Here is a 13,405-nt window from a genome sequence, read left to right as displayed (position 1 = left end):
CCACAGGGTGACGGACACCGTCCGGTACCCTCCATGCCGGCTTGCACGAGGGATGCCGACACGGCAGGATTGGGGCCCCAGGCGGACGTGGCTCAGTTGGTAGAGCACCACCTTGCCAAGGTGGGGGTCGCGGGTTCGAATCCCGTCGTCCGCTCCATCATCCCTACCGACCCTTGGCTCCGCCCGGTCAGGGGTGTCGTCATCTCAGAGGGTGGTCCGGTCACGTATCGGGGCTGCGGCGGAACGCCCACGACCGTCCCACGGTCGTGAAGCCGAGCCGCTGGTACCACGTTCTCGGCCAGTCGGCGTCGTCGGCCACGAGGACCACGTGCTCTGCGCCCCGCGCATGTGCCTCGGCGAGCGCCCGTCGCATCACCGCGTCGGACCAGCCCTGACTGCGGTGATCCGCGAGCGTGCTCACCGCGTCGATCTCCACCAGTCCGCCTCCCGGTTCCTCGAGCAGCAGGCAGCGGCTCACCGGTGTGCCCGGCGGTGCGAGGACGACCCGGCCGCCTGCGACGCGCGCGAGGCGCCGCTCACGCTCCGCCATCTGGTCGATCAGCTCGTCGCTGTCGGCCCGTGGCTCCTGGGCCGTCACCGCGCGTGTCAGGTCGATCTGCGCGTCGACGGCGACAACCGCCGTCGGGCGAGACGCCCGACCATCGCCGGCGACCGTCGGCGACGGTGCGCCGGTGAGGGCCATGGTGACGAAGCGCTCCTCCGTGTAGCCCGCGGCGGTCAGGGGTGCACGGAGCCGGTCGGCGATCGACGGGCTGTCGACCTCAACCCGTCGGTGGCGCCAGCCCGCGCTCGCGGCGACCTGCTCGATCGAACGCAGCAGCACGGCTGGGGGCACGTGCGCGGTGACGACCATCAGGTTCAGGTCGTAGACACCGGGCAGGTCGTCGGTGATGATACAGACGGCGAACGGCAGGTCGAGCCGCTGTGACGCCATGGCCGTGCGCACACGCACGTGCCACCCGGCCAGGCGTTCGTGCAGCGCGGTGTCATCTGTCACGGCCGCAGCTCCCTGTCCAGCGGTGACCGGAACCTCGGCGCCACCGCGACGCCTGCCAGGTGCGGCTGGAGCCGATCGATTTCGGCCTCGACGGCCGTGGCCCCATCCGCGCCGACGTCGGTCAGTAGCCTGTGGACGATCGTCCCGTCGGAGCGCTGGGTCCAACCGCCGACGATCCGTCCGTTCCACCACACCGTGGGGCCGGCGTTGCCGCTGCTGTCGAACGTCGCGTCGTTGTGCGGACCCAGGTACCAGTCGCGCGTCTTCCAGCCCATCGGCGTCGGATCGAGTCCCGGAAGCAGCGCTGCCCACGGTGGAGGCTCGTCCACGGGGTCGACGTCGTCGGCGAGCACCAGGCCGACCGCGTCGTCGTCGAGCGCGACCTCGACCGTGTCGAGGGCGGCGACGGCGCGCCTGGCCCGGGTGCGCGTCCATCCCGTCCACCACACCAGATCGTCGAACGTCGCAGGCCCGAACCTCGCGAACCATCGCCGCGCGAGATCGGCGCGGGCCGCGTCGGGGTCCAGCACGTCCACGGCGTGTCCGAGCCACTGCGTGATTGGGATCCACCGGTACTGACTGCTCAGCCACGTGCCGCGCGGGCGACCGCGGACGATGCGCCCGTTGGCCGCGAGCTGCAGCAGGACCCGGGTCGACATCCGCACCTCGGCGGTCCACCGACCGGAGCCGAGCGTGATCGTGCGCTGCAGCTCGGGCACGAGCTCGGACAGCTCACTCGTGTGGGCGCCGCCACGTGCGACGAGCGCCTCGAGCGTCAACGCCTCGAGCCCGCGCAGCCAGCCGTCGGCGTCCTCGATCCCGTTGGCGGCGATCGCCCGGACCAGTTGCCGGCGCAACGCGCCTGCCACGTCGTTGCTGCTCGACGCCTGCACCGTGGAGACCAGGTCGGTGGGCACGACGAACATCGTCCGGCGCATCCCGAGCATCCGCACCAGCGTCCGCTCGTCGTACAGCGCCCGTTCGTTCGCCTCGATGCGTGGCGTCCCCATCCGTGCCACCACGCTGAGGTGGACGGTCGCGGGATCCGACGCGTGCAGGGCCACGACGCTGCGCGTGATCTCGACAGGATCGTCGATGCGGCTCTCGGGTACGAGCCGGTGACGCCACGCAAGCCGCGCGTGGCGTTGGTCGTCGCTGATGTGTAGCACGGGTCACCACACGCGGCCGTCGGCCTACAGGTCCGTGGACTCGCCATCGCCGAGCACGACGACCGTGGCGATGTCGCAGTACTTCCTGAACAGTTGCGGGTCGGCCAGGAACACGTCGTAATGGATCGGCACGGCTGTCGCCGCGCCCGTCCGCTCGACGGCGACGTAACTGTCGCGAAAGCTGATGCTCGGGCCGACGATCGGGACCGCGATCGCGTCGACGGCGATGCCGTCAACGGTCAGCGAGTCGCCTGGGTGCAGCAGTCGCCCGTCGAAGACGTAGCCGGTGTTGGGCGGGCCGGCGGACCCGTCGACCATCTCGACGTGCGGCATGTCGTGGGCCACGACGTCGATGCCCGCGGCCGTGAAGCCCTGGCCGGGGGCGACGGTCGTGGCAGATCCGTCGATCCTCACGCAGACGTCGGCGTTGGCGTGGATCGGTAGCCCACGGTCGAGGATCGCCGCGACCGCGCGGGGGTCGAAGTGGTCGGCGTGGATGTGGGTGAACAGCACGGCATCGACGGCACCGAAGTCGTCGAACGCGTGGGCGTCCATCGCCACGTTGCCAGGGTCGATCAGCAGCCGGCCGCCCTCGTCGTGGTCCACGAGCACGCAGGACTGCGGGTACTTGGTCAGTCGCATAGGACTGTCTCTCCCTCGACGCTCGGCGTGGCGGTCGCCCGACGGCGATGCTAACGGTTCGCCGGTCAGGCGGTGAGGCGATCAGCCGACGTAGGGCCACCCGCCGGTGCCGACGTGCCGCGCTGGTCGATGAACCGCAGCAGCTCGCGTGACTGCTCCCCGGGCACCAGCCGGGCCATCACCGACCATCTGCGCGCACCGTCGTGGGCCTGCCGGTGCGGGTCCAGGGCGCGGTCGACCGTGTCCATCAGCGCTGCCACCTCGTGCCAGCCGTCGGCCTCGACCATGACCTTCAGTTCGAACAGTTCGGATGGCACGTCATGTCCTCGTCTCATCGTGCGTCATGGCGCGTGCCCGCGCCGGGCGACGCGTCGGTACTGGTGACTGCCGTCGGGCCGCTACCCGTCCGAGAGGTGGTCGGTCAGGAAGCGGATGGTTCGGTTCCAGGCCTGCTCGGCTGCCGCGAGGTCGAAGGCGTCGATGTCGGCATTGGCGAAGCCGTGCACCGTGCCCTCGTACGTGTGGGTCTCGACGTCGACGCCGCGGGCAAGCAGGTCGCTGACCAGGCGGTCCGGTGCACAATCGTCGTCCCACCGGTCGGTGCCGGCCCAGTGCAGGAGCAGGGGAGCGGCGATCGCTTCACGGTCCTCGACCGTCGGCATGCCGTCGTAGGCGACGAGCGCCCGCAGGTGCCCGGCGGCCAGGAGGCCGAAGGCGAACTCGGAGCCGATCGAGAACCCGACCGCGCCGTGCGGGCAGTCGCCGTGACCGAGCGCGTCGAAGGCCCGCAGGGCCGCGTCGAGCACCCGGCCGACGCGGACCGCGGTGAGCTCCTCGAGCAGCCGGGATGCCTGCGCTTGCGAGCGCGCGACCGACCCCGCGAACAGGTCCGGTGCCATGGCGACGAACCCGGCGGCGGCCAGCTCGTCACACAGGAAGCGGACGTGGGGCAGCAGGCCGTAGGCATCGTGGACGACCACGACGCATCCACGCACTGGACCGTCCGGCTCCGCGACGTAGGCGCGCGCGTGCCGCTCGTCGAGGCGGATGATCGCGCCCATCGTCGGCTCCTGCCTGTCATCACTCGAACATATGTTCGAGTGATGACACTAGCCCAGCCCGCCGCCCGTGTCCAGACGATCGTCGCCGATGTGTGACCCGCGCGACACGCCAGCGTCATGATCAGGCTCCGACGGACGTGATCAGTTGAGTCCGGGGTCGTCGGGGACCGTGGTGAACAGTCCGCCCTGACGTGCGAGCACTGCGCGCCAGAGCTGCGCCGGCGTCGTCGTCAGCGGGTCGGTGGCATCGGCGTCGACGACGAACCACGCACCGGCCGCGATCTCGGCGTCGAGTTGACCGACGGTCCAGCCCGCGTACCCGACGAACAGCCGCACGGCGCGCAGCCGCGCCCGGGCGACGTCGACGTCGCCGGCAAGGTCGAACACGCCGAGGCCGTCGATGAGCGGCTGCCAGCCGTCGGGACCGGCCGGATCGTCGGTCGCACCGACCCCTATCACCGTGTCGGGCCCCACCGGCCCGCCGTGGAACAGCACCGCCGGCGGCGCGGCGAGTGGCATCCATCTGCGGAGGCGCTCGGGTGCGTCGGCCGGCCCTGGGCGGTTCAGCACGATACCGGCCGCCCCAGCCTCGGTGTCATGGGCGAGCACGAGCACGACGGCGCGGCGGAAGCTGGTCTCGGTCAGGTCGTGAGATGCGACGACCAGACGTCCGGTCAGTGGTTCCACGATCGTCGGCTCCACGGGCTCGGCGTGCCCGCGACAATTGCGAGCCGCGGGGTAGCCACGGTCAGCGCCGATCGGACGGGTGGCCGGGCCTCAGGCTGGTCCCGGAACGGCGACAGAAGCAGCGGTGTAACCCGCGAGCGCAGGCCTCAAGCTCCATGAATGCGTCCTTGACGGTGCCCTGGCCGATCGGCGTCGGCCGAACGGCCATCCACCGACGATTGTCACACGGTTGCAGTCATCGGTCGAGGCTGCCGAAACACCGCCGCGCTATCGTCATGGGCGGACTTGACATTGGGTAGGGGTCAGAATGCATTACGTCCTCCGGGTGTCGCTTCCCGACAAGCCGGGATCGTTGCACGCGCTGACCGGCGCCTGCGTGGCCGCCGGTGCCGACATCGTGTCGCTCGACGTGATCGAGCGCGGCGGTGGCTTCGCCATCGACGACCTGTGCATCACGGTCGACGACGTCGACGCGCTGCGCGGGGCGATCGATCACCTGCCCGGAACCGCCGTCGCCTCGGTCCGGCCAGTGGCCTCGGCGCGTGACATCGACGGTGCCGTCGCGCTCGCCGCGGCGATGGTTTCGGAGGGCCGGGGAGCCGTCCGACTGCTCGTTGACCGGCTGCCAGCCGCGTTGTGGGCGTCCTGGGCCGTCGCAGTCGCCAACGGGTGGAGCGGGATGGAGGTCCTGGCCGCCAGTACCGGCGCACTCGCACCAGTCTCCGGTGGGTGGCTGCCGCTGACCACGCCGCGACGGCTCGACCCGGCCGACATCGTGGGCGAGCCCGCTGCGCGGCACGACCACCTCGAGATCGCCGCGGCACCACTCGGGCAGCCGTCGTCGGCCGTCATCGTGGCCCGCAGGGGTGGGCCACGCTTCGTCGACCGCGAGCTGCGCCAGCTCACGCTGCTGGCCGAGGTCGCCATCGCCACCGAGGTGGCCCACACCCCGCGCCGTCCGGTCGAGCGCCTCGCGCCGCCCCGACGCGCGCCCGTGCAGTCATGAGCGGTCCCATCGATCTCTAAGGCCCTGTCTCCCGGTCACGCACTGCTTCGGTCGCATCTGCATCCCGGCTCGCGTCGTTTCGGCTCGCGCCGACACGGGCCCGGTGTTCGTCGCTCACCGCGCCGTGTGAGCCGGCTCGGCTGCCCTGGTCGCCGTGCCGTGGGCTGCGTGGGCCGTTGGGAGTGGAGCGTCAGCGAGACGACCAGGCGCGCGCCCAGTGCGAGAGACATCGCGTCAGACACCTAGGCTGGAGCACACCACAAGTGGGGAGGCCACGATGGAGGCGATCGAGGCGCTGGCGCAGGCCAGGCGCCAGGGCCGGCGGGTCGCGCTGGTGACCGTGCTGGCCGTGGAGGGCGACGCGCCGTCTCATGCGGGCGCCAAACTGCTGGTCGACGCCGTGGGGCCGATCGCCGGGACGCTGGGGTGCTCCGAGTTCGACGCGGCCGGGCTCGAGCTGGCGCGCCGCGCGCTCGGCGGCCGGCGCACGGTCCGCGAGCGGCTCGAGTTCCCCGGGCACGGCCGCGACCGGGCCATCGAGCTGTTCGCCGAGGTGTCCGAGCCTGAGCCGGGTGTGACCGTCGTCGGCGCCAACCCGGTCGGCCGCGCAATCGTCGACGTCTCCATCGCCGTGGGCCGGCGGGTCCGACTGCTGACCGGGGATGGCGACGCCCACGAAGGTCCGGGGCTCGAGGTCGTGACCGGCGATCCCGCCGAGCAGGTGCGTGCGATCGTGTTCACACCGTCGGACGCGATGGTCGTCAGTGACCACGACGCGCCGTGGGTCGACGACGTGCTGCAGGTCGCGCTGTCCAGCGACGCCGCCTTCGTCGGCATGCTCGGCAGCCGGCGCCACGCTCCCGAGGCGGTCGGGCGGCTGCGCGACCGTGGGGTCGATCCGGCGCACCTCGCGCGCCTGCACTCGCCGTGCGGCCTGGATATCGGCAGCAGGACCCCCGGCGAGATCGCGCTGTCCATCGTCGCCGAGATCGTGGCGTCCGAGCGGGGCCGCGCCGGCGGCCCGATGAGCATCGACTGGTCAGCGCACGGGTGATCCGGCCGCGTCCGTGAACGCTGCGTGCACGGCGGCAATGACCGGCGCGTCGTCCGGCGGGTCCGCGCAGATCTCGTCGAGGCCGACGGCGGCGGTCCCGATCTGCCGGTCGTGCGGGTCTGCCCCCAGCGCCCTGAGCAGCGGCCCCGGGCGCCATCGTCGCAGCAGGCCGCACTGCACCATCGCGGCGTGCCGCCGCCGGCGCTGGGCCAGACCGACAAGCTTGCGGTCGCGCCAGAACACCTCGCCGCGGCCACGGGTGGCGTAGCACACGGCGGCGAGCAGCTGCTCACGGGCGGTACCGCGACGGTGGGCCGTGGACGCGCCGCGGTGCAGGGACAGGTGCGGCACCCCGAGCGACCGCAACGCCTCGAGCCAGAGCGCGCCGACGTGGTCGAACACTGCGGTCAACGTGTCCGCGACCCACGGGTGGTCGGCCGGGATCAGGACGTCGAGGGACAGCACGTCCGGCGAGAGCCACACCGCCCCGCCGCCAGAGAAGCGGTCGACGATCTCGATGCCCTCCCCGTCCACCTTCAGAGCTCGCTGGCCGCGTCCGAGCACGATCGCCGGTGTCGTCGTCCGGTACCAGCGCAGCGTGGGCACGGGGTCGTCGGCGAGCGCATCGAACCGGGTCATACCATCGGCCAGCAGCGCGGCCGCCTCGCCCCGCTGCAGCGGCGCCACATGCCAGCCAGCGTCGTTCATGCGACGGTGGCGGCCGTGCCCAGCGGAGCACGGCGCAGGACGAGGGCCACGATCAGGCCGGCGATGTGCACCACGGCCGCGGCGACGAGGCCGATGACGTAGGCGCCCGTGACGTCGACCGACCAGCCGAAGGCGGGTGCACCGACGCCGAGCCCGATCAGGAAGCCGAACATCACGATGCCCGAGGCGGCACCGGCGGCCCTCTCCGGCAGGCGGTCGATGATCGCGAACATGCCGACGGAGTTCCACGACCCGGAGCTTCCGCCGAGCGCGGCGGCGCCCAGCCACAGCATGGCCGGAACCCGTGACGAGAGCAGGATCACGGTGATCGCAGCGATGCCGATCGTGGCGAGCACCGCCAGCGTCCGCGGGGCGTCGCTGCGATGCTCGGCGTACCAGCTCCACCCGATCCGCCCCGCGATGCCGCACAGCCCGGCGGCGGACACCAGCAGGCCCGCGACCGTCGCGGTCCACCCGAGGGCGTTCTGCCCGTAGTCGGGCAGGTACGTGAAGACCGCCGACCAGCCGGCACCGAGCAGGAACCCGTAGACGGCGAGCTGCAGCAGGAACGGCGAGCGCACCAGTGATCCCGCCACCTCCTGCTCGTCGGACGTGTCCTCGTCGACGCCGGCCGGCGGCACGATGCGGCGGCTGAGCGCCAGGCCCACGGCCGGGACGACGGCGGCGAGCAGCAGCGTCGGCCGCCACCCGATCGTCGTAGCGCCGAGCGGCAGCAGCGACCCGCCGAGGAACGTGCCGACCTGGACGCCGGACTGCTTGATGCCCGTCAGCGTGCCGCGGCCGCCATCCGTGCCGTGCAGCGAGATGAGCTTGTTGGTTGCCGGGTTGGCCATCGACTGCGCCGCTCCGGCGGCGAGCGCGGCGAAGACCACGAGCAGGTAGACCGGCGAGACCGAGATGGCGGCCAACGCCGCGCCACTGAGTAGCAGGGTGGCCAGCATGGCGTTTCGCCCGCCGATCCGGTCGGCGAGACGGCCCATGGGCGGGGAGAGCACCGCGCCGAGCACTGCGGTCGCGGTGACCAGCGCACCCAGTTGCCACCGGCTGATGCGGAACGTGTCGAGCAGCTGACCCGAGAGCACAGAGAAGGTCGTGAACCCGAAGGTCGACGACGCCATCGTCACCGCCAGCAGGCCGGCGAACGCGACGCGCCGTGTGGCCGACCAGCGCGGTGGGGTCGACGTCGTCACGCGGGACGGCCGATCGCGCCGGGCGCCGGGCTCACCGCAGGGTCTCGATGCGCATCGCGGCCACCGTACCCGTGCCGTCGTCAACGATCTGCCGCGTCACACCGGCTACCGTGCGACGGTGCGCGCCCGCGGCACGCGACCGGTATCCGGCCTGCGGACGGGGAGGGACGACGAGACGGAAGCGTTGTGGCACCCCGGCAGCGACAGACCTCGGCGGCGCGGCTGATTGCAGGGTCGTTCCTGGCGGCGATCGCGGCCGGGCCACTGCTGCTACCCCGCGGAGGAGGTGGTGATCGGGTGACGGTCCTCCAGTTCCTCGTCATCGGCGCCGGCCGCTTCGGCGCCGCCACCGCCGAGACCCTGTCCAACCTCGCCCACGAGGTCGTTGTCATCGACAACGACGAACGGGCGCTCGATGCCGTCGTCGACAAGGTCACCCGCGCCGCGATCGTCGACGCGACCAGCGAGGAGGCGCTGACGAAGATGGACCTGCCGGCGTTCGACGCCGTGATCGTCGGGATCGGGCAGAACCTCGAGGCGAACATCCCGGCGACGGTCGCCGCCAAGAGCGCCGGCGCGCGCCACCTGATCAGCAAGGCGGACACGGGGGCTGACGGCCAGGGTGCTGGCCAGCGTCGGTGCCGACGAGGTGGTGCGGCCCGAGCACGACATGGGCATGCGGCTCGCGCGGCAGCTTGCCACACCCAACATCGTGCACGCGTTCGAACTGGGCCAGGACCACCGTGTCGTGGAGGTCGAGGTCGGTGGCGATCGGCTGTGCGGCACGTTGCTGGAGCGCCGACTACGAGGTGCGCACCGGCGACCGAGCCGCGGTACAGCGCCGGGCACGCCGGTGACCTGGCGACGTCAGGCGAGCTGGCGTCGTGGGCGGCCGACGCGATCCCCGCCAACGACGTCCCGGCGATCACGGTCCGCTCCGAGCGTGGGCTTATCACAACCGGACGGTGGCGCCGACCCGATGGCGAGGACCTCATCGTGGTCGCCGACCGGCCCAAGGCTGCGAAGCCGTCGGTCCTGCTCGGCGAGGCCCAGCACGGGTTGTGCCCCTGCTGGAGCAGTCGCACGCCGGCGGCGCGTCCGAGCCTGCACCGTCGACCTGACGGGTGTGCTCAGGACGCCGTTGCGCCGCGCCGCCGGTCGATCGCGGCGTTGATCTCGCCGCCGAAGAGCACGGCAACGCTGGACAGGAACACCCACAGGACGGTCGCCACCAGCGCTCCGAGGGCACGACCGACCGACACCACCGCCTCGGTCGTGAGCTGGACGCCCTGGCCGGGCTGGACGCCGGTCTCCAGGTAGGCGCGAAAGCCCGCGGAGACGAGCAGCCAGACGAGCACCGCCATCGCCGTGCCCGGCAGTGACCGGCGCCACCCGATTCGCCGTGCCGGCACGTAGCGGTAGACCGCGAGCAGGTAGATCGCAAGGAGCGCGCCGATGGCGGGCCAACGCACCATGCTCCACAGCACGGTGAACGTCGTGTTGAGACCGAACTGCACGGCCAGCTCACGGGCACCGCCGAGCAGCGGACCGAACACGAGCAGCATCACCTCGAGGGTGATGACGACCAGTGACGCCAGCGCGAGCGTCAGCGCGATGGCGCGGCGCTTGAAGATCGAGCGGCGCTCGACGGCGCCGTAGGCCAGGTCGAGCGCGTGCACCGCCGGGAGGAACACGCGGCTGGCCAGCCACAGGCCCGCGATCATACCCCCGATGGCCAGGCCGCCGCGCGCCTGCTCGAGCTGCGCCTGGACGTACGGTGCCGCCACGTCCACGACCAGGTCCGGACCCAGGATGATGGTCATGACCTCGGTGACCACCCCCTCGGTCCGTTCGACGCCATTGGGTCCGGCCCACGGCTCGATGTAGCCGAGCACACCCCCGAACGCCGCAGTGAACGGGATGAGCGCCAGTGAGGCGAAGAACGTCATCTCCGCCGCCAGCCCCGTGATGCGGTGACGCATGCCTGCGTGGATCGCGTCGACGATGATCGCCCACGGGTTGTAGCCGCGCACGCGCAGCCCGCGACGGGAGGCCCAGGCATGGACACGACGGCCCATCGTGTCGTCGGTCGTCATGCGGCAGTGCGGGCGCCGGGCATGAACTGAAGGATAACGGTGCATGACGGTGGCCAGTAGGGGTGCACCATGGCGCTGGTGAGGAACGCCGATGATGGTGCTGCCCGCGACCATCGACCTCGGGGCGCGACCGGCGCGCCTGCTGCGCGGAGGAGGTCAGCCACCCGGCGAAGATCGGCACCGAGATCGCGAACGCCCAGTTGGCGGGCGGCACGCGGCCAGCGATCTCCTGCGCGTCTGCGCGACGATCTCAACGGACCGCTGGACCGGCCACGTGACCTCCAGGTGCACTGCCTGACGTTCTGTGCGACGCTGCGCCGGCACCACACCGGCGAGGACGGCGCCCTGTTCCCTGTGCTCGCGGACCGCGACCCGCAGCTGGGACCGGTCCTGGAGGCCTTTGAGCGCGACCACGCGTTCGTCGACGGCATCCTGCGTCACGGCGAAGAGCTCGCACGTGACGCCTCGGTTGCCGGGCCCCGCCAGCGCGGACGCCGTGCGCTCGGAGCTCGAGGGCCTGGCCGCTGTGCTCGACTCGCACTTCGCCTACGAGGAACGACGGCTGGTTGCGATCCTCAACGACCTGGGTGACGGCCACGGCACGCTGGCCGGCACCGACGTCCTGCTCGACGGCGCCACGTGATGCTCGTCGTATGGCGGTTCGCGGCCTTCGACCACGCGCACCCGGCCGACGGCGGCCTCAACGTACGCGCTCGCCGTTGCCATGGTCGAGGAGGTGGTTTCGCGGTTTGGTGAGGATGTGGCGGTGGGTGTTCGTGAGCAGGTCGCGAGGCCGCCGGCGTACGAGGCCATGACGTTGGACGACACAGGACGGGAACGCGAGGCGGCCGCGGCCTTCAACAGTGTCGTGGAGCGGTTCGGCGATGACGACGCGGAGGACATCCGCGACTGGCCGGAGCCGGCCGGCAGGCGGGGCTGGGCCCCGAGTGACCACGATCGACAGGTGACGCCGCTGCACAACTTCGCTGCTCATCGCGGTTCCAACTAACGGTGACGGTCCGACGGAACCACGCGATGCCACCCGGGAGCAGCGCCGATGACCGCACGCGTTCCTGTCCGGTTGCCCTGCGGCCGTGACCTAGCCGACCTGATCGCACTGGTCGCCGACGGCTGGTCGCCACCCCAGGTGGCCACGACGCATGCCACCACTGCCCCGGCGCGCTAAGCAATCCTCGAGTGGCTCTGGTCGCGGCTCGACGCCATGGCGAACCAGGAGATCCCGGCGCCACGATCACACCAGAGCCCGGTGGTGCGGCGCGTTCGACGGGAGCGCTTCGCCGCCGCGGCGGTGGAGGCGGCATACGGTGCCCCGTCACGACTGTCGCGGGCGATCCTGTGCCAGAGCACCTGGGCGGCACGGTGCGCGACCGCAGTCAGGGTGAGGCCGCCGGGGACGACGAGCTCGGTGCAACAGCTCCCCTTATCTTTCGACGGCGCGGGGTCGCACGGCGGACATTCCTCCGAATCTGACGCTCGTCGGGGTCCAGAGGGGTTGAGTGTGCCGCACGTAGCGGTCCGACGCTGAGCGCCTCGAGTCGTCGCCCTGCCATCGCCAGCCGAAAAACTCGCGCACGTGATGGGGATCGGTGCGGTGCTGCGGTGTCACGACAGACCGTCGGGGGTATCGGCTGCAGTCGGAACGGCGGTGGCTGGTGTGACCTACGCACCGCAGGGGTATCGACCGCGAACCTCTGTAGTAGCCAGGAAGAGAGAGGGTGCCACCAAATCGTCGCGGACATCCTGCCGCTCGATACACATCGGGGCAGCGACCAAGGATCCGAAGGAGACATCGTGAAGTGTGGAATGCGTGTGGCCGCCGGTGTGGCAGGCGGTTACGTACTGGGTCGTACGAAGAAGATGAAACTGGCGCTGATGGTCGGCGGCATGGCGCTCGGACGCCGAGCCGGTGGTCCGAGCGAGCTGCTCGGTCAGGGCCTCGACTTGTTGAACCGATCGCCAGAGCTCAGCAAGCTGACTGGGCAGGTCCAAGGTCAGCTCGTCGATGCCGGCAAGCAGGCCGCGCTCGCTGCGGTGGCCACCCAGATCGGCAGCGTCACGGAACGCGTGGCGAAGCGTGTCGAGTCGCTGGGGGCCAGCCAGTCCGAGGACGCCTCCGCCGGTGATGAAGCGGCGAGCAGTGAGGGCGCCGACGCCAGCGCCGAAGCTGAGGACGAGCAGGCGACCGGCGGGGAGGACCAGGGCACCGACGCCGAGGGCGAGGAAGAGGAGGCCAACGAGCCCGAGGCCGGCGAACAGGAGCAGGAGACGGCGGCCAGCGAGTCCGACACCGGGGACGGTGACGAGGCTGACGCGTACCAGGACGGCAAAACGAAGTCCTCAGGCACCCGCCGGAAGGCATCCCGGTCGAGCAACGGGTCGTCGGGCAGCGCCACGAAGAAGACGACGTCGCGGAGCAGCACGAGCAGCTCCGGGAAGTCCAAGAGCACCCGGAGAAGCGGCACCTCCCGTCGGCAGAGCAGCCAAGGGTCGTCGCGCAGCTCCTCCAAGCCCTCGACGAGACGGAGCAGCAGCTCATGAGTGACACCACGACGCGCACGCAGTCATCCAACGGCGCTTCCACCGATGTGGTCGCCGACGCACTGAAGGACGCTGGCGAGCGGCTGCTTAATCTGGTCGTCGAACGCGCAGCGCAGATGGCCACTGAGCAGGTCGAGGGCTTGTCGGACCGTTTGACGGAGTATGCCGAGAATGGCGGTTCTGGGCTGATGGCG

The 13,405-nt window shown here is 71.3% G+C and carries 16 protein-coding genes and 1 tRNA gene; 7 read left to right on the top strand and 10 right to left on the bottom strand.

The features are described from left to right. The first annotated feature begins 81 nt into the window (after positions 1–81). Positions 82–157, top strand: a tRNA-Gly gene (locus tag VK923_19565). Positions 158–220: 63 nt separating this feature from the next. Here VK923_19565 and VK923_19560 read toward each other — a convergent pair. The 6 genes from VK923_19560 to VK923_19535 form a co-directional block, all read right to left on the bottom strand. Next, positions 221–1,018 (bottom strand): GNAT family N-acetyltransferase, encoded by a 798-nt coding sequence (locus VK923_19560; protein ID HSJ46878.1) that lies wholly within the window; start codon positions 1,016–1,018, stop codon positions 221–223. Beyond that, positions 1,015–2,187, bottom strand: coding sequence for a winged helix DNA-binding domain-containing protein (locus tag VK923_19555; protein HSJ46877.1), 1,173 nt, complete (start codon positions 2,185–2,187; stop codon positions 1,015–1,017). The genes VK923_19560 and VK923_19555 overlap by 4 nt, the downstream gene beginning before the upstream one ends. 24 nt (positions 2,188–2,211) lie before the next feature. Further along, positions 2,212–2,829, bottom strand: a complete 618-nt coding sequence (locus VK923_19550) for an MBL fold metallo-hydrolase (protein HSJ46876.1) — start codon at positions 2,827–2,829, stop codon at positions 2,212–2,214. Between the two features lie 65 nt (positions 2,830–2,894). Continuing rightward, complete coding sequence (locus tag VK923_19545; GenBank protein HSJ46875.1) at positions 2,895–3,146, bottom strand: hypothetical protein; 252 nt, start codon at positions 3,144–3,146, stop codon at positions 2,895–2,897. Positions 3,147–3,227: 81 nt separating this feature from the next. Beyond that, positions 3,228–3,890, bottom strand: coding sequence for a dienelactone hydrolase family protein (locus VK923_19540; protein ID HSJ46874.1), 663 nt, complete (start codon positions 3,888–3,890; stop codon positions 3,228–3,230). 141 nt (positions 3,891–4,031) lie between these two features. Further along, positions 4,032–4,577 carry a YqgE/AlgH family protein gene (locus VK923_19535; protein ID HSJ46873.1) on the bottom strand — a complete coding sequence of 182 codons (546 nt, stop codon included), beginning with the start codon at positions 4,575–4,577 and terminating at the stop codon, positions 4,032–4,034. Positions 4,578–4,884: 307 nt separating this feature from the next. On the opposite strand from VK923_19535, the gene VK923_19530 reads away from it, so the two are divergent. Both VK923_19530 and VK923_19525 read left to right on the top strand, forming a co-directional pair. Next, entirely contained in the window at positions 4,885–5,583 is a 699-nt protein-coding gene (locus tag VK923_19530) for an ACT domain-containing protein (protein HSJ46872.1), read from the top strand. Positions 5,584–5,860: 277 nt separating this feature from the next. After that, a complete protein-coding gene (locus tag VK923_19525; protein HSJ46871.1) occupies positions 5,861–6,637 on the top strand; it encodes an XdhC family protein in 777 nt (258 codons plus the stop codon). On the opposite strand, the gene VK923_19520 is transcribed toward VK923_19525, so the two are convergent. From VK923_19520 to VK923_19505, 4 genes are all read right to left on the bottom strand, one after another. Beyond that, the gene (locus VK923_19520) at positions 6,623–7,345 is read right to left on the bottom strand and encodes a hypothetical protein (GenBank protein ID HSJ46870.1); all 723 of its coding nucleotides are present in this window, start codon (positions 7,343–7,345) and stop codon (positions 6,623–6,625) included. The two genes, VK923_19525 and VK923_19520, sit on opposite strands and share 15 nt — an antisense overlap. Further along, on the bottom strand, positions 7,342–8,556 hold the full coding sequence (locus VK923_19515; GenBank protein HSJ46869.1) for an MFS transporter: 1,215 nt from the start codon (positions 8,554–8,556) through the stop codon (positions 7,342–7,344). Before VK923_19515 ends, VK923_19520 begins: the two co-directional genes overlap by 4 nt. 270 nt (positions 8,557–8,826) lie before the next feature. Further along, positions 8,827–9,234, bottom strand: coding sequence for a hypothetical protein (locus tag VK923_19510; protein ID HSJ46868.1), 408 nt, complete (start codon positions 9,232–9,234; stop codon positions 8,827–8,829). A 452-nt stretch (positions 9,235–9,686) separates the two neighbouring features. Beyond that, positions 9,687–10,652 (bottom strand): YihY/virulence factor BrkB family protein, encoded by a 966-nt coding sequence (locus VK923_19505; GenBank protein ID HSJ46867.1) that lies wholly within the window; start codon positions 10,650–10,652, stop codon positions 9,687–9,689. 457 nt (positions 10,653–11,109) lie between these two features. Between VK923_19505 and VK923_19500 the strand changes: the two genes are divergently transcribed. The 4 genes from VK923_19500 to VK923_19485 form a co-directional block, all read left to right on the top strand. Beyond that, positions 11,110–11,295 carry a hypothetical protein gene (locus tag VK923_19500; GenBank protein HSJ46866.1) on the top strand — a complete coding sequence of 62 codons (186 nt, stop codon included), beginning with the start codon at positions 11,110–11,112 and terminating at the stop codon, positions 11,293–11,295. 123 nt (positions 11,296–11,418) lie between these two features. Next, positions 11,419–11,661: a hypothetical protein gene (locus VK923_19495; protein HSJ46865.1), complete on the top strand. Its 243-nt coding sequence runs from the start codon at positions 11,419–11,421 to the stop codon at positions 11,659–11,661. 821 nt (positions 11,662–12,482) lie between these two features. Next, positions 12,483–13,211 carry a hypothetical protein gene (locus VK923_19490; GenBank protein HSJ46864.1) on the top strand — a complete coding sequence of 243 codons (729 nt, stop codon included), beginning with the start codon at positions 12,483–12,485 and terminating at the stop codon, positions 13,209–13,211. Then, positions 13,208–13,405, top strand: a 198-nt coding sequence (locus VK923_19485; protein HSJ46863.1) for a hypothetical protein, incomplete at its 3' end; no start/stop codon positions are given. The genes VK923_19490 and VK923_19485, both read left to right, overlap by 4 nt.

The organism is Euzebyales bacterium, assembly GCA_035461305.1.
In the GTDB taxonomy this organism is placed as follows: Bacteria; Actinomycetota; Nitriliruptoria; order Euzebyales; family JAHELV01; genus JAHELV01.
The sequence above is the reverse complement of the archived record's forward strand: the minus strand, read 5'-3'. Positions and strand labels throughout refer to the sequence as shown.

Coding starts and splice junctions, on each gene's coding strand:
- VK923_19520 (HSJ46870.1), bottom strand. CDS start 7,345: ATGAACGACGCTGGCTGGCATGTGGCGCCGCTGCAGCGGGGCGAGGCG.
- VK923_19550 (HSJ46876.1), bottom strand. CDS start 2,829: ATGCGACTGACCAAGTACCCGCAGTCCTGCGTGCTCGTGGACCACGAC.
- VK923_19530 (HSJ46872.1), top strand. CDS start 4,885: ATGCATTACGTCCTCCGGGTGTCGCTTCCCGACAAGCCGGGATCGTTG.
- VK923_19540 (HSJ46874.1), bottom strand. CDS start 3,890: ATGGGCGCGATCATCCGCCTCGACGAGCGGCACGCGCGCGCCTACGTC.
- VK923_19505 (HSJ46867.1), bottom strand. CDS start 10,652: ATGACGACCGACGACACGATGGGCCGTCGTGTCCATGCCTGGGCCTCC.
- VK923_19525 (HSJ46871.1), top strand. CDS start 5,861: ATGGAGGCGATCGAGGCGCTGGCGCAGGCCAGGCGCCAGGGCCGGCGG.
- VK923_19510 (HSJ46868.1), bottom strand. CDS start 9,234: ATGCCCATGTCGTGCTCGGGCCGCACCACCTCGTCGGCACCGACGCTG.